This window comes from Klebsiella sp. CN_Kp100 (genome assembly GCF_040065315.1).
GTDB classification, from domain to species: domain Bacteria; phylum Pseudomonadota; class Gammaproteobacteria; order Enterobacterales; family Enterobacteriaceae; genus Klebsiella; species Klebsiella oxytoca.
Window position 1 is genome coordinate 131,110 of sequence record NZ_JBEAIJ010000001.1, and the last position, 17,643, is coordinate 148,752.

The window sequence follows — 17,643 nt, forward strand, 5'->3', positions numbered from 1 at the left end:
ATGGTTTCCTTAGCGGCACGCTGCCGACAGCTGGCTTAACGCCTGGTTCTGGCTTTCCGGCGGCAGGCTGTAGCTGGCCTCACAGCTGGCGTTCGGACCTTCGCCCCATTTCGCCCGCACCTTGCCCGCCAGCGGCATCCCGCTCAGGTAGACCTGGCCGTTATCGGCGACGATACTGCTGGCCTGGCTATCGACAGCCGAGGCTATGGCGCCAAAAGGAACCGGTTTACCGTTGTGAGTCAGCGTCATCAGCAGCTTCATGCCGACGCTGGCCTTAAATTCGGCGCGCGCAATCGCCCCGTGGGTGGGCACAATACTGACCACCGCATCATCAAGGTCGACGTTATTGGCCAGCGTATTGGTGTCCAGCGCCACCCGGTTTTCCCGGTATTCGGTGGCGTAGGGCAGAACGGCGTAGCCGCGCCAGTCGGTCCGTACCCCGGTCTGGTTTTCTACCTTCACGCCATCCGCGCCGGGGGCTTTGATCAGCACGACCGTGTCGTTCATCGGCTGGCTCAGGGTGACGCCGTCAGCGTGGGCCAGCACGCCGCCGCTCAGGCCGTAGTAGAGCTGTTTGATACCGTCGCTGCGGCTGTAGCCGACGTTGGCGTTACCGTAGCCGCCGCGGTAGTTCAGCGCCGCGTATCCGGTGCCGCCGCTGTTGCCATCGCCGCCGCCGGCGTAGCCGGTCTGTACGCTGTAGCTCAGGTTGTTGTCCTCCAGCAGCGTGCCGTACAGGCCGGCAAGGCTGGTGGTCCTGCCGTTCAGATCGTTGGACATGCTGTAGCTGGCGTTACCGTTTCTCCAGGCGGAGGTGCTGTCGGAACGCATCCAGTGGCTGAACGGGATACTGACGTTGAGCGCCAGCATCTGGTCGCGGCCCTGCTGCCAGGCGTTTCTGGTCAGGCTGTAGCTCAGGGTCCAGTTGATATCGTCGACGGCGGCGTTAAGCCCGGCCTGGAGCTGCTGGTCGGCGCTGCTGGTTCCCCAGTAGGTCTGGTGGCTACCGCTCAGGTAGAGCGTGGCGGTACGCCCCAGCTGCTGGGTGACGCTGAGCTGTACCCTGCCGCGCTTGTTGTACGCGAGGTTGTAGTAATCGGTGAACTTCGGCTTCATCTGCACCACGCCGTCCTGGGTCTCGACGTTGTAGCCGCTCATCCGGTTATAGGTGGTGTCGGCGACGCTGAAATAGCCGCGCGTCGAGTAGCGGTAGCCCACCAGCTGAATGTTGGTGCCGGTATCCGTCAGCGACTTGTTATAGAGGAAACGCACCGACTGCCCTTGATGTTCGCTGTCATCGGGCAGGGTGGCGTTGGCCTGGGTGATATCCATCGATAGCGCCCCCAGCTCCCCCATGTTTTTGCCGACGCCGAGGTTAAAGGCGCGGTAGCGGTCCGCCAGCTGGGTGCCGCCGTACAGGGTCCAGCCCGCCGGAAGACCGCGCATTACGGTGCTCTGGAAAAATTTCGGTTTTTCCTGCTGATTGCTGCCGCTGCGGTACTCCCCGGCGGTGACCGCATAGCGGGTATGGCCCTCGCGCTGGAGCACCGGCACGGACGAGTAAGGGACGGTGAAAACCTGGCTGCTGCCGTCGGCCTCTTTGATGGTCACCTGCAGGTCGCCGCCGTTGCCGGCGGAGTAGAGATCGTTGATGGTGAACGGGCCGGGGGGCACCGTGCTCTGGTAGATCTCATAGCCGTTCTGCTTCACCGACACCTGAGCGGTGCCGCGGGCAATCCCGTGGATAACCGGGGCAAATCCCTTCTGGCTGTCCGGCAGCATGTTGTCATCGGAGGCGAGCTGCGCGCCGCGGAAGTTAATGCCGTCGAAGACGTCGCCGTTGGTGTAGCTGTCGCCCAGGGTCAGACGCGAGCGCAGCGCGGTGATGTCGCGCTCCAGCCAGGTATTGACGTGCTGCCACTTGTTTTCACTGGTCGACGAACTGCCGCTGCTGCTGTAGCTCCAGGTGGTGTTATCGCGCAGACGCCAGGCGCCGAGATTCAGCCCGCTCTGCAGGTTCAGGTACGCGTAGTTGCTGCTGCCGCCGATGTCGTTATGGACGTTGTTGCCGGTGAAGTTGTAGTTCAGCAGCCCGGCGTTAATCCCGTGGTCCCAGAGTTCGGGCGGAATATAGCCGCGGGCGCGGTTGCCCATAAACGCCTGGGGTACGGTCAGGTACAGCCGCTGCAGGCCGACATCGAAGCGGGTAGTGGCGTCCTTGATGGTTTCGGTTAATGGTACGCAGGCATCGGATGCCAGAGCGCCGATCCCTTTAATGGATGTCGTGTTGACGCCCATCCCGGCCAGCTGCCCGCGCGTCAGGCAGGGGACCAGCGAGCGATCGCTTTCGCTACTATTAAAAGTGACATCGCGGGTAGTCATAAACCCGTCATTGAGGTAAATATCGACGCGATAGGTTCCCGGAGGGACCTCCTGGCCGTTGGCAAATCCTGATAAGTCCGCCACGGCGGCAGGGTCATCCGCTAAAAAACGTGGATTAAAATAGAGCTCCGCCTGCACGGAAAAGATCGGTGCCGCAAGTAACAGAGCCAGCGTGATTTGAGCGAAAGCGCGCGCATTCCCCGGCCCGTGGCTGCTTTTACGTCCGGAGCCCAGATCGTCGAGTCCATATTTCAGATGTGACATAGTCCCTCCGGTCCAAAGTCGCCCGGCTGTCAGTTCTTATTTTTATTTCCGGGAGAACGCGGTCTCCCGTCAGTTATTGCGTAGCGCCCTGCATCCGCGGGGTCAGCGCGCCGTAGTCGTTAATCGTCCGGTATGTAATCTCGCGACCTGCATCGGCGGGTAATTTAACGCTGGCTTCACCCATCGGCGGAACCAGCGCATTTTCCAGCACCCGGGTACCGGCGTTGAGTTCGGTGACCGTCAGGTAGTAGGGGGTGGGGTTGATCAACGTAAGCGTGCCTGCGCCGCGGCGAAATTTCAGCTTTTCCGCAGCCTGATCCGGCGGCAGCGCCAGCTTTGCCGGACGGTAATAGAGCTTGATGCGGCTGATGATCGCCAGCTGGAGAGTGTTGTCGCTGAGCTTTGATTTATCCATCGACGGGATCGCTTTGACGTTCATCCAGAACAGCGTTTCCCGATCCTGCGGCAGCTGGTTGCTGGTGGCATCAATGATGCGCAGGGTATTCTCTTTTTTTCCCTGCATGGCGAACAGCGGCGGGGTGATGACAAAGCGGCCGTCCTTCGCGCCGTCGGCATTCTCCACCCATGACTGAATCAAATAAGTGCTCTTTTCGTCGTTGTTGGTGACCGCCAGCTGAACCTGCTTTTGCCCGGCAGGATAGATGACGCGGGTCGCCCCCAGCGCCACGCCAGCCTCGGCGCGAGCGGTAAATCCCATGGCGGCTATCATCAGCGCTCCCGCCAGTAAACCGCGCGTTATCGCCAGTGTTGTTCTCACGTTTACCCCTTTTATCGTCACCGTCGTTTCCTGTTTTCGGTTCGTTTGCTGATTAATTACTGGTAGGTCAGGGAGAACCAGGCCTGAGCGTTGGCCGCGCCTCCGGTGACCTGATGCCCTGTTGCCCGGTATTTCGCTACAAAATGCAATGTGGTTGGCCCGGTATACAATCTTGTCCAGGCGGCGGGAGGGCCGTTCAGTGGGATTGGCTGGTCGTCTTTATCAAACAGAGCGACGCCCACGCCGGTCGCTATCCCCGGTCCTTCGCCCACTGAGAGCACGTCCGGGTTTTTACCATCGGCGACGCCGTGAAAGGCCACGCCAACGCGCTGGCTGACGGCGGTACTGCACTCCTGCAGGTGGATATCGAAGGGGACGGGATTGGTGTCTTCTCCGGCCGAATGAAACCGATTGCTGCTGATCTGCCCCATGTTGACCGTCATCTGCCGGTCGCCCGCTTCAACGCGGCAGGACTCGGCAATAATGATCCCCTGAAAGCGCATGTTTCCGCCGGGCAGCGTGACGTTCCACTGGTTACCGGCCAGCGCCAGCGGCGGGAGCAAAAATATCAACAGACCTGACTTCATCCTTTGCATCGTTATCACCCGAATTCCGTTATGGATAACGGGCCTTCCTGGCCCGGCGCGCGTCCCTGCCTGATGAAAAAATTACTGGTACTGCACTTTAAAGGTGGCGTCAGCGTTAGCGGTACCGGCAGTGGCAGCGGCAGTCGCGTAGTAGCGAGCCTGGAACGGAATGATGTTGGTGCCATCGTTCAGGGTGGAAGCTGCGCCGAAGGTTGCGCCATCCAGCGCCAGCGGTGTACCGGTACGGTCAAGGATCTGCACGCCGACGTTAGTCGCGCTGCCTGCCGCCGAGCTTTGCAGCGCCAGTACGGTGGTGTTGGTGCTGTCAATCGCGGTGCCGGTGAAGGCGACGGAGGCCTTGGTGGCAACGGTGGTGTCACAATCGTTCAGCTGGATATTGAAGCCGACAGCCGTGCTGGTGCTGCCCGCAGTCGCCAGTTTCGCCGAACGTACCTGGCCCATTGGAACGGTTTGATCGATTGAACCCGCGTCAATGGCGCAGGCTGCGTTGACGACTTCCCCTTTAAAATGCACCGTGCCGCCATTTACCGTGGTGTCGGCCAGCGCCGCCGCGGAGCTCAGAGACAGGGCTGACAGAACAACGATTGCCAGTGATTTGATTTTCATGTTGTTTTCCTTTGAACAATATCGGGATTACGAACCGATCTGGCCGTCATCATGACCTCCAGGTATTTCATATTTCAGCCGATATATTCGGCTGCGGTTCTGCATGTTTTTCACCCAAAAAATGAGACATTTGGGGCCATTTTGACTCGTTGACGTAATTGACTGAAATTATGATGATTTGAGTGTTTATTTGGTTTTTTAATCTGTTTTATTATTTTTTAACGACATAAAAATCGATATCGTTAAGGCTTGATAAGCCATGGATGGCTATCGGCAACGCGTGGCCGGGAAGGATGGGCAGCGGAAAGAAGGACGTTTCTGGAAAAGATTAAAAATAAAAAAACATTGTTAATCAAAGTGATATTGGTTTTTACCCCCTATTTGATGCATTCGATGGTTGCAAAAGGTTACTGAATATTTTTATGATGCACACAGTTTGGCCCCAATTGACCTGTTCGGTAAGTTATTTCCCTTTATTTATCAAACACTTATTTTCCATTCTCTGATTTTGTAAATTCCACTCCATCAGGTTGTTGCGCTCCCAGAGTCCGGCGAATCGCGCGGCGTTGCTGGCCGTATAGCGTACGGTATGGCGAATGTTTCGATGGCCGAGATAGTCCTGAATAAGGCGGGTGTCGGCCCCTCTCTCCGCCAGTTCGTAACCGCAGGCATGGCGCAGCATATGCGGGTGAGTATGGGTAGCCGTGCCAGCGTCTACGCCAGCGGTGCGGATGATGCGGTAGGCCTGCTGACGCGAAAGCGGCGTACCGCGTCGCGATATAAACAGCGCATCGGTTTTTTGCGCGCCTTTCCAGGCGCCGCGTACCTGACTCCAGCGCCTGATAGCGTCACATTCATCGACCATCAGAGGATGTACGGTGGAGAATCCATTCTTCAGCCGTCGAATATTGATGCGGCCTTCGACAAGATCGAGGTCGCGGTAGTGCAGATCGAGTAATTCGCTAATGCGCATACCATGACGAAAAGCGAGCAGGATTAGACAGTAATCCCGCTCTCCCGTTTGCCCGTGGCGGGCTGCCAGCATCATCGCCTGAACTTCTTTACCAGTAAGAAAACGACGTCGGTTCACAATAAATAACTCCTGATATGATCTTGAAAATTAACACGACCCTGCTGACCGCAGGGGGCGCTCACAAATAATCCGCAAGGTTAATCGCGTATTATACGAAGGGGCTTAAGCATAGTTGAATAATGACATTGTAGCGGCTGTGGTGCAGAATATTACAGATGATAAATCTTATTCTTATAGATTTTATTGATGGCGACAACCTCTGGACCGCGGTTCTTTTTCAGGTGCATAAAATTAAAAGGAAAAAAGCATGGTTGCGGCTATTTTAAACGGAAGGGCGTTGATGCATTTATATGCAGGGCCATGCCCGGGGGTAATAAGATAAATCATCGTTGCGCTGTGAACTTGCCGGAACAATAATCATAAACACCGCATGGTTAATTTTTTTTAATGTTTACCGCTGCCTGACGGTTATTTTGACGCCCTCCCTGGCATCGAGCATTACGGCAGAACAGGGCTCCGCTGTCTGTCTCTGCTTTCGTCCCAGATACCATAGAAACGGCCAGCGTTACTGGCGGTATACCATACGGTATGGCGAATGTTGCGGTGGCCCAGGTAGTCCTGGATAAGGCGGGTATCAATGCCCATGTTGGCCAGGGCGAAGCCGCATGAATGACGGAGCATATGCGGATGAATTTCGAGCGATAGCCCGGCATTATCACCAGAGGCGGAAATAATCTGATAAAACTGCTGGCGAGACAAAGGATTACCTTTTCGTGAGAGAAATAACCATTCGCTGTCGGACTGCGGGTACGAGGCGCGGACCTGTAGCCAGTTTTTTAATGCGCGGATTTCTTTATTTAGCAAAGGATGCGTTGTCGAAAATCCATTCTTAAGCCGGTGAATATAGATACATTTAGAACTAAGGTCGATATCGGAAATTTGCAGGCGGCATATTTCACTGGCGCGTAATCCGTGAATAAAACACAATAATGTCAGGCAATAATTGCGCGTGGCATGTGCACCACTGTTGGCCGCTTTGAGCAATGACTCTATTTCATTGTGAGTCAGGAAGTTCCTTTTTTTTAAAATAGCATTGCTTTTCATTGAGTTCCCTTTATTATACAGCCGGCGAGCGCACTTTTTGGCCATCATAAGATAATGATAAGATTCGGCTGCATGTGCATTATTTATTGCTGCTGCTGGCAATATTTAAGCGATATGACTTCTTTTGGACAGGCAGTTCTTATTTTTATATATATATTCGGCGTTGCGGTTTGGGGTAGGGCCCATATCCTGCTCATTCTTTTTCTCCTTAACTGGGTAGGCAGCAGTATATAACTTCTAATAATGTTAACCATACTGCAAAAACCATCTTATGAATAGGGAAAACAGGAAGCGCAACAATTGTGGGGAGCGTTAAGAATTGTTTTATTTCATATGAGATAAACCTTAACTGCCGCTAAGAGGGGGGTATATCGGAGGGTTGCGTAGCCAAAAAATCTGGCTGATAAGGAAGCGAGAGATGCGCATTGGCTAATTTAGAGTGGGGTGATGACGAATGCAAAATAACCGTACAGCAATGCGTTTTTGCCGTAATAATGCCGTGGCGCGAACAGGACACGCGCTCGCGCCTTATATGGCAGGCTACCTCAGCTGCTCCAGAAACAGCAGGGCGGCTATGGCGACCATCATCACCCCCGAAGCGATGCTGACCTTTTGCGCGATTTGAGGCCGGGTCGCTAACAGCGCTTTGGCACCGTAGCCGACCAGTAAATAGACCAGCGTGCAGGTGATAAGGTGAATACCGCCCAGCGCCGACATCTGCTGCGCGACCGACCAGCTTCCCTGGGGGTCGGTAAACTGCGGCAGCAGGGCCAGAAACAGAAGAAAGACTTTTGGATTGAGGCCGCTAATGCATAGCCCCTTAATCGCCCAGCGATTCCAGCTATCCGCGCTGTATTGCTGTGTGCCTGGCGTTGGCGGATGGCGCAAAATAGCGATCCCCAGCCACATCAGATAGCCCGCGCCCAGCAGGGTAATCGTCGATAGCGCCAGCGGGTGGCCGGCGATTAACACGCCGATTCCGGCGACGACGATCAGCGTGGCCAGCAGGTGACCGGACATCAGTCCGGCGACGGCGGGTATCACGCGCCGACCGTTGATCCCTGCGCTGATGGTGTAGGCCCAGTCAGCCCCCGGCGTGATGATCAGCAGAAAGGAAACCAGCCAAAAGCTGGCGATAAAGCTCATTTCCATGGCCAGCGCACCCCTGCGTGTTGATGGCAGTTTCTCATCGTTTTCCCTCGTAAAGCGGCGATTATTTGAGGAAAAGAATATCGGGTTTATTGCGCAATGAGCTTTCAATGTTATGCTCTGGAAGGGAAATCTGAGGGAAAATATTCCAAATGGATAGCATCGATCGAAAAATTCTTGCTGAGCTGCAGGCCGACGGGCGACTATCGATAACCGAGCTGGCCGAACGGGTGAATCTCAGTCTTTCGCCCTGTCATCGCCGGCTGCGCACGCTGGAGCAGGAGGGGGTGATTACCGGCTATCGGGCCAACCTTGATCCGGCCAAAATGGGCTTCAACTTTTTGGCCATCGTCTTCGCGACGCTAAAAGAGGGGGACAAAAAAGCGGTAAGCGCGTTTGAGGAAGCGGTCGAAGATATCCCGCAAATCGTGCTGGCGCAGCGTCTGTTTGGCGATCCGGACTATCTGATGCATGTGGTGACGCGCGATCTTCCGGCCTTCCAGAAGCTGTACGATGATAAACTCTCCGCAATGCCCGGCGTGCAGCATTTACGTTCGACATTGGTCATGAAGACGGTCGTGCAGGATCGCCCTTTTCCGCTCGGTAATGGGTAACCGCAGCCTGGACAGATGCGTAGCATCGCCTCCGGGGAAATTCAGCCGTTCTGCATGCAGCCCCGGGGGCGGCGCTCACGCGCCTTGCCCGGGCTACAGATTCATTGCCGTCTGCGATCCGGTAGCCCGGACAGATGCGCAGGTTCATTGCTATCTGCGGGCCGGTAGCCCGGACAGATGCGCAGCATCGCCTCCGGGGAAATAACGGTGATGCGTCATCAAAGGTGAGCCGGCAGCAGTATGAGCACCCTGTCAAAGCAGAGTGGTATTACTCTTTTTCCAGCAGACGCATAAACACCGTCAGCGCTTCATCAAGCTGCTGGCGCTGCCCCGCAGAAAGGCCATCCAGCAGCTGCCGTTCATTTTCCACGTGGCTCTCCACCGCTCTGTCGATTAACTTCCGCCCCTCAGGCGTCAGCGCGACCAGCATGCTGCGCGCATCGTCCGGGTTTGGCAGTCGGCGAATAAACCCTCGTTTTTCCAGCGCCTTAAGACGATGGGTCATGGTGCCGGAGGTGATCATTAACGTTGAAAAGAGCTGGGTTGGCGACAGCACGAACGGATCGCCCGCCCGTCGCAAAGTCGCCAGCATGTCAAACTCCCAGCGTACTAAATCATGGCGAAGAAAAGCCGCTTCAATGCGCGGTTCCAGCAGCAGTGCGCAGCGCTTCAGACGACCGAACGGTCCCATTGGAGTGCAATCGAGATCGGGACGTTCCCGTTTCCACTGTTCAAGAATGCGATCCACGGCGTCGGTCTGCGGTGATTTGTCCATTAATGCCTACTTGTCTTGATATCAAGATAAATATCGATACATACTTAGGCCATAATTTACCTTGATATGAAGATAAAATCATGGCCTTTGTTTCGCGCAACCTTGTTGTAGATCTATTCTTAACCGCGCTGGCGCCCGCCATCTGGGGCAGCACCTATATTGTCACCTCGCAGTTCCTGCCGCCCGATAGACCGTTTATCGCCGCGCTGCTGCGGGTGCTGCCGGCCGGGATCGCCCTGCTGATCTGGAGCCGTCGCCTCCCGCTGCGCGGCGAGTGGTGGAAACTGATTGTCACCGGGATCCTGAATATCGGCGCGTTCCAGGCGCTGCTGTTTATTGCCGCTTATCGGCTGCCGGGCGGACTGGCGGCGGTGATTGGCGCTATCCAGCCGCTGCTGGTGATGCTGCTGGCATGGTGCGTCGATCGTCAGCGATCGCCCTGGCTCGCGGTGCTATCAGCAATGACGGGGATCGTGGGAATGGCGATGTTGCTGCTATCGCCGCAAATGACGCTCGATCCGCTTGGGATCGGCGCGGCATTTCTGGGGGCGATGAGTATGGCGCTTGGGACCTGGCTGTCGCGGCGCTGGGCGATCGCCTTGCCGGTTATTGCCCTGACAGGCTGGCAGCTGCTGATTGGCGGTATTGTACTGGCGCCGATTGCGTTATTGGTCGATCCGCCGCTGCATCAGGTAACGCTGACTCAGGCGGCGGGTTATTTGTGGCTGTGCGTTGCCGGGGCAATGCTCGCGTATGGCCTCTGGTTCCGCGGTATTGGCCGTCTTTCTCCGGTAGCGGTATCGGCAATGAGCCTGCTGAGTCCGGTGACAGCGGTACTATTAGGCTGGGTTTTCCTCGGACAAAAAATTGAGGGGCTGGCGCTGGCGGGATTGGTGATTGTGCTATTCAGCGTGCTGTCGATTCAGCGCGCGTTATCGAATAAGAGAGCTGCAGCGGGTCGGTAAATCCCGGAGGCGATGCTGCGCATCTGTCCGGGCTACTGCACCGCAGACGGCGGTGAACCCACAAACCGGGCTGCGGGTTCACTGTTCGCCAAAAACAAAAAAAGCCCCATCAAGGGGCTCGACATTGCTGGGTGCTTATTATGTGGCGGGAGCCAGACCAGCCGCCTTCAGGCGACCTGTCCGGCAGCTCCCTCTGCAACCATTCGGTTATTTAGACAGCTCGGCGGTCATATGTACCTGGTTACCGGTATAAGCTTCGGTAATGTGGTAAGACTCACCCTGGTCTTTAGCAATGGCAGCGATTTTGGCTTCGGCGTTGTCCAGAGTATCTGCGGTTACGCTAACAGGCTGAGCGAAGCTAGCAAAAGAGACCAGAGACAGCATACCGGCAGCGGCAAGTAATTTTACGTTTTTCATGGTGTTTATCCTTTTAACTTTTATGGTGGAAAGCGTGGTTGCTTTCGATGGACTTATAATAAGTCTGCTAACTATAACGCGCGTTGCAAAAAGTGCGATTTAGATCACACTTTTGTGACGGTATGATGATGAATTAGCTGATTTTGGTTTTTTTATTTTCAATAAAAACATATAGATGCTCTCTTTTTGGACCTGTTTCAGGCCTTAGAAAATAGTTTCAAAAGAGGCGCGATTAGCTTTCTTCAGGTTATTAACTATTGCTTTTGTGAATATGTAGGGCGTTTTTCGCGCAATAAAAGCCATCATACTTCGCCCATCAGCGAAGCATTGAGCCCGGCAAAGAAGATATCCTGGCCTTTACACTGATTGCGTGAGGACGACGGTATGATTGCAGTACTCTTTGAAGCTGAGGTTACCCCGGCGAGCCAGGAGCGCTACTTAAGGCTGGCGGCGGAGCTGAAGCCGCTGCTGAGCGATATTGACGGTTTTATTGCCATTGAGCGTTTTCAAAGCCTGACTGCGGCAGGCAAAATTCTGTCGCTCTCCTGGTGGCGGGATGAGGATGCGGTACTGGCGTGGAGGCGCAACCTTTGCCATCAGGCTGCGCAGAAAGAGGGACGGGAGAGCATCTTCGCCTGCTATCAAATTCGGGTTGCCCGGGTGCTGCGCGAATATCGTTCTCAACATGCCGATTAACGTAATATGGCGGCAGTTTGCCGTTGGGAAAATAAGCGAGGCGCTATGTTAAAACCTGTTGAGCGGATTGAAGACGATGAATCGCTGGCCCTGGCGATGGCGGCAGTGGCGTCGGCAATGGCGGATGCCTCGCGGTTGAAGATACTTTGCGCCTTGATGGATGGCCGGGCGTGGACGGCTACCGAGCTTTCCACCGTGGCCGACATTTCCCCCTCCACCGCCAGCGCGCATCTTAGCCGGCTGGTCAGCAGCGGTTTGCTGATGTGTCTTGCCCAGGGCCGCCATCGCTACTACCGCCTCGCCGGTAGCGATGTTGCCGGATTGCTGGAAAATATGATGACCATGGCCGGCAAGCGTGCGGTGGCGCTGTCCACCGCAACGCCGGTTAATTTACGCGTCGCGCGTACCTGTTACGATCATCTGGCCGGCGAAGTGGCGGTATCACTGTATGATTTTCTGCTGCGCGAAGCGTGGATAGCGCCTGATGGCACTGCTCTGACGCCCGTCGGCGAAGCGCAGTTTGCGCGCCTGGGGATAATGACGAAGAGCGGCTCCCGGCGCAAAGCGTGCTGCGGCTGCCTGGACTGGAGCGAACGTCGCTTTCATCTCGGTGGGGCGGCAGGCGCGGCGCTGCTGCAGCACGGTCTGCAGAAAGGCTGGTTTACCACTACCCCGGGATTCCGCGAAGTGACGATTACGTCAGCAGGATGGCGAGCGCTACATCAGCATTTTCAGCTGGCGAAAAATACCCGATCAGCGAGCGATTAAGAGTGTTCTGACAGGGGGGAAATAGTTTTTATGCCAATATAGGTTGCTATATTGTTAATTCCATATCGTCTTTTCCCCTTCCGTGTAAATAACAATAACTTTGTTTCTTGCTATCAATCCTGAATTATTAATAGTTGTCAGCTATCTGTTACATTGATTAACAGCTCGTGAACATATGTATATTTGTCAGCGAAAAATAGCATTCTTTGACGCCGACAGCCTTGACGATTTCTTTATTAGAATTCGTTCCTGACGCCTTAAATATTGCGGCTTCCGGTCAGTCGAAGTTTCTATTAACAGTTGCACAAGTGAGCATCGCAAATCGCTTCTGACTTTTGTGCGAATTAACTGTTTGCTCATCGATACTTAATTCACTCTGACAAGGAAATGGCAATGAAAAAGGTTCTTCTCTCTGCTGCAATGGCGACTGCGTTTTTTGGTATGGCTGCAGCAAATGCTGCTGATACCAATGTAGGCGGCGGTCAGGTTAATTTCTTCGGTAAAGTTACCGATGTATCTTGTACTGTTTCCGTAAATGGCCAGGGCAGCGATGCAAACGTTTATCTGTCACCGGTGACTTTAACTGAAGTTAAAGCCGCCGCTGCGGATACCTATCTGAAACCGAAATCTTTCACTATCGATGTGTCTGACTGCCAGGCCGCTGACGGTACCAAACAGGACGATGTGAGCAAACTGGGCGTGAACTGGACTGGCGGTAACCTGCTGGCCGGCGCTACTGCTAAGCAGCAGGGCTACCTGGCGAACACCGAAGCCGCTGGCGCGCAGAATATCCAGCTGGTTCTGTCCACCGACAACGCGACCGCGCTGACCAACAAAATCATCCCGGGTGATGCCACCCAGCCTAAAGCGACCGGCGATGCTTCTGCCGTTCAGGACGGCGCGCGCTTCACTTACTACGTTGGCTACGCTACCAGCACCCCGACGACTGTCACCACCGGTGTGGTTAACAGCTACGCGACTTACGAAATTACTTATCAGTAATATCGACTGAGAGATAAAGCCGCCTCGTGCCGGGGCGGTTTATATCCGTAATCTTTCGAATAGCACAGGCGCTGGCGACGCTCGCTCATCCCAGTCACTTACTGGAGGAAGCTCCCGGGGATTAATGAGAGGCTCCTGCCTCTCAGCGAAGGCCAGCCTTCGGCTGGACAAATTCGTCGGGAACGCATTTGTCACGCTCTTGCCGCCTTTCTGCAATTCGAATTATTGAGGGTATACAACAATAATAAAGCGGCCACTGCTGCCGCTTATTTTTTATTCTGAGGTCAGCATGAAGCGTATTGCCCTTTTTTTCTGTTTCATTTTTAGTTTTGCGGCCCATGCCAACAATATTATTGTTAACGGCACCCGTTTTATTTACCCAGGAAATGAAAAAGAAATAACGGTGCAGCTCTCTAACACCGCCGACCGTCCGGCGCTGGCGCAGGCCTGGCTGGACAACGGTAATGCCGATGCGACGCCGGATACCATTACCACACCATTTATTATCACGCCGCCTATTTCCCGCGTTGATGCGAAAAGCGGCCAGACCCTGCGTATTAAGCTCGGCAGCAATGCGGGACTGGCTAAAGATAAAGAGACGCTATGGTGGCTGAATCTTCTGGAAATACCGCCGGTCGAGGCCAGCCAGAAAAATGAAGGACAGAATATTCTGCAGCTGGCGATTCGTTCGCGCTTTAAGTTTATTTATCGTCCTGCCGGTTTAGGCAATCGCGACGCGGCGGCAGACAAATTAGCGCTCTCCGCTAACGGCAGCAGCCTGTCGATCGGTAATCCAACACCCTTTTATATCACCGTAAGCCGTATCTCCCGTAACGGCGGCAAAGCGCTGAATAGCAAAACGGTCATGCTTGCCCCGCAGTCCATTCAGACCATCGCCCTCTCTTCTGCGGTGAGCAAAGGTGAGACCCTGACCGTTAACAATATTAATGATTATGGCGCAGACGTCGCAGTGAAAGTTACCGTCAAATAAGGGAAACGATCATGAAGCAGAGGTCAATCTGCCCGGGAAGATTAAGCACGACGATTGCGGTTGCGCTGTGCTGCTTTCCGCCATTTTCCAGCGGACAGGAAAACCCGGGAACGGTCTATCAGTTTAACGATGGTTTTATCGTCGGTAGTCGCGAAAAGGTCGACCTGTCGCGCTTCTCGACCAGCGCTATCAGCGAGGGCGTCTATTCCCTCGATGTGTATACCAACGGCGAATGGAAAGGGCGCTACGACCTGAAAATCACCGCCGGTAAAGATGGCAAAATGGGCGTCTGCTACACCAAAGCGATGCTGATGCAGTACGGGATCTCGCCGGAAAAGTTTAACCCGCAGCTCAGCGAAAAAGAGGGATTCTGCGGACGTCTGCAGGAGTGGCGTAACGAAGATAATGTTAAAGACACGCTGATTCAGTCCTCTCTGCGACTGGATATTTCCGTACCGCAAATCTATGAAGATCAGCGCCTGAAAAACTTTGTCAGCCCGGAGTTCTGGGATAAAGGCGTTGCGGCGCTGAATTTAGGCTGGATGGCGAACGCCTGGAATAGCCACACGTCGTCGAACAACGGCTCTGATAACAGCAGCGCGTACCTTGGCGTTAACGCGGGCCTGTCGTGGGACGGCTGGCTGCTCAAGCATATCGGTAACCTGAACTGGCAGCAGCAGCAGGGGAAAGCTCACTGGAACAGCAACCAGACCTGGCTGCAGCGTCCTGTTCCGCAGATTAATTCGATAGTCAGCGGCGGGCAGATTTTTACCAGCGGCGAGTTCTTCGACACGATTGGCCTGCGCGGGGTCAACCTGGCGACCGATGACAATATGTTCCCGGACGGCATGCGCTCTTACGCTCCCGAAATTCGCGGCGTAGCGCAAAGCAATGCCCTGGTGACGGTGCGCCAGGGCAGCAATATTATCTATCAGACTACGGTACCGCCGGGGCCGTTTACCCTGCAGGATGTCTATCCTTCCGGCTACGGTAGCGATCTTGAAGTATCGGTAAAAGAGGCCGACGGTTCGGTTGAGGTGTTCAGCGTGCCTTACGCCTCAGTGGCGCAGCTGCTGCGTCCGGGAATGACCCGCTATGCGCTTTCTGCCGGTAAGGTCGACGATAGCTCCCTGCGTAATAAACCGATGCTTTACCAGGGAACCTTTCAGCACGGTTTGAATAACCTGTTCACCGGCTATACCGGCGTCACCGGCTTTGATGACTATCAGGCCTTCCTGCTGGGAACCGGGATGAATACCGGCATCGGCGCGCTCTCCTTCGACGTTACCCACTCGCGGCTGAAGAGCGATACCCTTGACGAGCAGGGGCAGAGCTATCGCGCCACCTTTAACCGTATGTTTACCGAAACCCAGACCAGTATCGTGCTGGCGGCGTATCGCTACTCCACCAAAGGCTACTACAACCTGAACGACGCGCTGTACGCCGTCGATCAGGAAAAGAACCACCGCAGCAGCTACACCGTATGGCGGCAGAAAAACGGGATGACGTTTACCGTTAACCAGAATCTGCCGGACGGCTGGGGCGGTTTTTACCTTAGCGGTCGGGTGGCGGATTACTGGAACCGTTCGGGAACGGAGAAGCAGTACCAGTTTAGTTACAACAACATGTACGGTCGGCTCTCGTGGTCGGTCAGCGCCCAGCGCGTCTATACCCCGGATAGCTCCGGCCACCGTCGTGACGATCGCGTTTCACTCAACTTTAGCTACCCGCTGTGGTTCGGCGAAAACCGTACGGCTAACCTGACGTCAAACACCTCGTTTAATAACTCGCGCTTCGCCAGCTCGCAGATTGGGGTCAACGGTTCGCTGGATAGCGAAAATAACCTCAACTACGGCGTGTCGACAACAACCTCGACCGGCGGCCAGCACGATGTGGCGCTGAACGGCAGCTACCGTACCCCGTGGACCACGCTGAACGGCAGCTATAGCCAGGGCGAAGGGTATCGCCAGAGCGGCGTGGGCGCCAGCGGAACGCTAATTGCTCATCGGCATGGCGTCGTGTTCTCGCCGGAAAGCGGCACCACGATGGCGCTGATTGAAGCAAAAGATGCCGCAGGCGCGATGCTGCCTGGTTCGCCGGGGACCCGCATCGACAGCAACGGCTATGCCATCCTGCCGTATCTGCGGCCTTACCGGATTAACTCGGTTGAAATTGATCCCAAAGGCAGCAGCGACGATGTCGCCTTCGGCAGTACCGTGGCGCAGGTCGTGCCGTGGGAAGGGAGCGTGGTTAAGGTCTCTTTCGATACCACGGTGCAGAACAACATCACTCTGCAGGCGCGCCAGGCAAACGGCCTGCCGTTACCGTTCGCCGCCACGATATATGCCCCATCCGGGAAAGAGATTGGCGTGGTGGGCCAGGGCAGCATGATGTTTATCAGCGACGCCAGCGCGCCGCAGGCTACGGTCAAATGGAGCGGTGGACAGTGTTCGGTAGAGTTAAGTCAGCAAAAAACAAAGGAAACGCTATGTCGCTAATGAAAAAACTGACGCTTTTTATTGGCTTAATGGCGATGGGAACCACGTCGGCATGGGCGTACTGTACGCGTCTGTCGCAGCCGACCGTTAACCTCGACATGGTGGTGGGGAGGGTGGTGGTTCCACCGGACCTGCCGGTAGGATCGGTGATCGTTTCCCGTAACTGGACTATGTCGGCGCCGGGCGGGGCCAGCTATAGCTGCAGCAGCGGCAATAACCGCTTTGCGGCCAAAATCGTTTCCACCGGCGCGACGGATCTGGGAAATAAAATTTACTCTACCAACGTGCCCGGTATCGGCCTGCGCTTTAGCCGCGGCGGGGCGACGGTGAATATTATCTACCCGGATGTTTACTCGAGCTACGCCAGCAGGACCACGAATTACTCGCTGGAAGGCTCACGCTTTACGCTGGAAGTGATTAAAACTGCCAGCGTGACCGGGAGCGGTACTCTGGCGGCGGGGAAATATACCTCTTATGACTGGGAGAACGGTAACAACCCGATTCTGGTGACGTACCTGAGCGCCAACGCGATCACCGTGGTGTCGCCCTCATGCACTATCCTGAGCGGCAAAAATATGAACGTTGATGTTGGCACCATTAAGCGCAGCGATCTTAACGGCGTCGGCACTACCGCCGGAGGTAAGGATTTTAATATTGAGCTGCAGTGCAGCGGCGGATTAAGCGAGTCGGGGTATGCCAATATCCAGACCTCATTTTCCGGTACGCTGGCGACCGGCACCACGAACGCCCGAGGCGCGCTGCTGAATGAAAAATCCGGTAGCTCGCTGGCGAAAGGGATTGGTATTCAGGTTTTGAAAGATGGCGTGCCGCTGGAGTTCAACAAAAAGTACAGCGTCGGTACGCTGCGCACGCAGGAGACCCGCTATATCACCCTGCCTCTGCATGCGCGTTTCTATCAATATGCGCCGACCACCAGTACCGGTGAGGTGGAGTCGCACATGATCTTTAACCTGACGTACGATTAATTCGGGA

17 protein-coding genes are annotated in these 17,643 nt (G+C 55.2%); 8 read left to right on the top strand and 9 right to left on the bottom strand.

The features are described from left to right. Nucleotides 1-9: 9 nt before the first annotated feature. The 7 genes from ABLV12_RS00645 to ABLV12_RS00675 form a co-directional block, all read right to left on the bottom strand. The gene (locus ABLV12_RS00645; RefSeq protein WP_348866719.1) at nt 10-2,646 is read right to left on the bottom strand and encodes a fimbrial biogenesis usher protein; all 2,637 of its coding nucleotides are present in this window, start codon (nt 2,644-2,646) and stop codon (nt 10-12) included. A gap of 73 nt (nt 2,647-2,719) precedes the next feature. Continuing rightward, the gene (locus tag ABLV12_RS00650) at nt 2,720-3,445 is read right to left on the bottom strand and encodes a fimbria/pilus periplasmic chaperone (protein WP_004105375.1); all 726 of its coding nucleotides are present in this window, start codon (nt 3,443-3,445) and stop codon (nt 2,720-2,722) included. Between the two features lie 35 nt (nt 3,446-3,480). Further along, nucleotides 3,481-4,020: a fimbrial protein gene (locus ABLV12_RS00655; RefSeq protein WP_004105374.1), complete on the bottom strand. Its 540-nt coding sequence runs from the start codon at nt 4,018-4,020 to the stop codon at nt 3,481-3,483. Nucleotides 4,021-4,092: 72 nt separating this feature from the next. After that, a complete protein-coding gene (gene fimA / locus ABLV12_RS00660; RefSeq protein ID WP_004105373.1) occupies nt 4,093-4,638 on the bottom strand; it encodes a type 1 fimbrial major subunit FimA in 546 nt (181 codons plus the stop codon). A gap of 463 nt (nt 4,639-5,101) precedes the next feature. Then, nucleotides 5,102-5,728: a tyrosine-type DNA invertase gene (locus ABLV12_RS00665; RefSeq protein ID WP_004115180.1), complete on the bottom strand. Its 627-nt coding sequence runs from the start codon at nt 5,726-5,728 to the stop codon at nt 5,102-5,104. A 441-nt stretch (nt 5,729-6,169) separates the two neighbouring features. After that, entirely contained in the window at nt 6,170-6,775 is a 606-nt protein-coding gene (locus tag ABLV12_RS00670; protein WP_004105369.1) for a tyrosine-type DNA invertase, read from the bottom strand. Nucleotides 6,776-7,315: 540 nt separating this feature from the next. Beyond that, nucleotides 7,316-7,927 carry a LysE family translocator gene (locus ABLV12_RS00675; protein WP_004105367.1) on the bottom strand — a complete coding sequence of 204 codons (612 nt, stop codon included), beginning with the start codon at nt 7,925-7,927 and terminating at the stop codon, nt 7,316-7,318. Between the two features lie 149 nt (nt 7,928-8,076). On the opposite strand from ABLV12_RS00675, the gene ABLV12_RS00680 reads away from it, so the two are divergent. Beyond that, nucleotides 8,077-8,538 carry an Lrp/AsnC family transcriptional regulator gene (locus ABLV12_RS00680; protein ID WP_348866720.1) on the top strand — a complete coding sequence of 154 codons (462 nt, stop codon included), beginning with the start codon at nt 8,077-8,079 and terminating at the stop codon, nt 8,536-8,538. 268 nt (nt 8,539-8,806) lie between these two features. On the opposite strand, the gene ABLV12_RS00685 is transcribed toward ABLV12_RS00680, so the two are convergent. Beyond that, nucleotides 8,807-9,313, bottom strand: coding sequence for a MarR family transcriptional regulator (locus ABLV12_RS00685; RefSeq protein WP_004105364.1), 507 nt, complete (start codon nt 9,311-9,313; stop codon nt 8,807-8,809). Between the two features lie 80 nt (nt 9,314-9,393). On the opposite strand from ABLV12_RS00685, the gene ABLV12_RS00690 reads away from it, so the two are divergent. Next, entirely contained in the window at nt 9,394-10,278 is an 885-nt protein-coding gene (locus ABLV12_RS00690) for an EamA family transporter (RefSeq protein ID WP_016808164.1), read from the top strand. 207 nt (nt 10,279-10,485) lie between these two features. Here the strand turns inward: ABLV12_RS00690 and ABLV12_RS00695 are convergent, their stop codons facing one another. Then, the gene (locus ABLV12_RS00695) at nt 10,486-10,695 is read right to left on the bottom strand and encodes a YdgH/BhsA/McbA-like domain containing protein (RefSeq protein WP_004105360.1); all 210 of its coding nucleotides are present in this window, start codon (nt 10,693-10,695) and stop codon (nt 10,486-10,488) included. Nucleotides 10,696-11,079: 384 nt separating this feature from the next. Here ABLV12_RS00695 and ABLV12_RS00700 point away from each other — a divergent pair, with 384 nt between their 5' ends. The 6 genes from ABLV12_RS00700 (at nt 11,080) to ABLV12_RS00725 (ending at nt 17,636) form a co-directional block, all read left to right on the top strand. Next, nucleotides 11,080-11,391 (top strand): antibiotic biosynthesis monooxygenase, encoded by a 312-nt coding sequence (locus tag ABLV12_RS00700; RefSeq protein WP_004105358.1) that lies wholly within the window; start codon nt 11,080-11,082, stop codon nt 11,389-11,391. A gap of 45 nt (nt 11,392-11,436) precedes the next feature. Continuing rightward, nucleotides 11,437-12,159, top strand: a complete 723-nt coding sequence (locus ABLV12_RS00705; RefSeq protein ID WP_004105356.1) for a winged helix-turn-helix domain-containing protein — start codon at nt 11,437-11,439, stop codon at nt 12,157-12,159. Between the two features lie 393 nt (nt 12,160-12,552). Next, nucleotides 12,553-13,161, top strand: a complete 609-nt coding sequence (gene mrkA, locus ABLV12_RS00710; RefSeq protein ID WP_004105354.1) for a type 3 fimbria major subunit MrkA — start codon at nt 12,553-12,555, stop codon at nt 13,159-13,161. A gap of 289 nt (nt 13,162-13,450) precedes the next feature. Then, complete coding sequence (locus ABLV12_RS00715) at nt 13,451-14,152, top strand: molecular chaperone (protein ID WP_064397332.1); 702 nt, start codon at nt 13,451-13,453, stop codon at nt 14,150-14,152. An 11-nt stretch (nt 14,153-14,163) separates the two neighbouring features. Further along, on the top strand, nt 14,164-16,650 hold the full coding sequence (locus ABLV12_RS00720; RefSeq protein ID WP_004115165.1) for a fimbria/pilus outer membrane usher protein: 2,487 nt from the start codon (nt 14,164-14,166) through the stop codon (nt 16,648-16,650). Beyond that, nucleotides 16,641-17,636, top strand: a complete 996-nt coding sequence (locus ABLV12_RS00725) for a fimbrial protein (protein ID WP_004105348.1) — start codon at nt 16,641-16,643, stop codon at nt 17,634-17,636. Before ABLV12_RS00720 ends, ABLV12_RS00725 begins: the two co-directional genes overlap by 10 nt. The last annotated feature ends 7 nt before the right edge of the window (nt 17,637-17,643 follow it).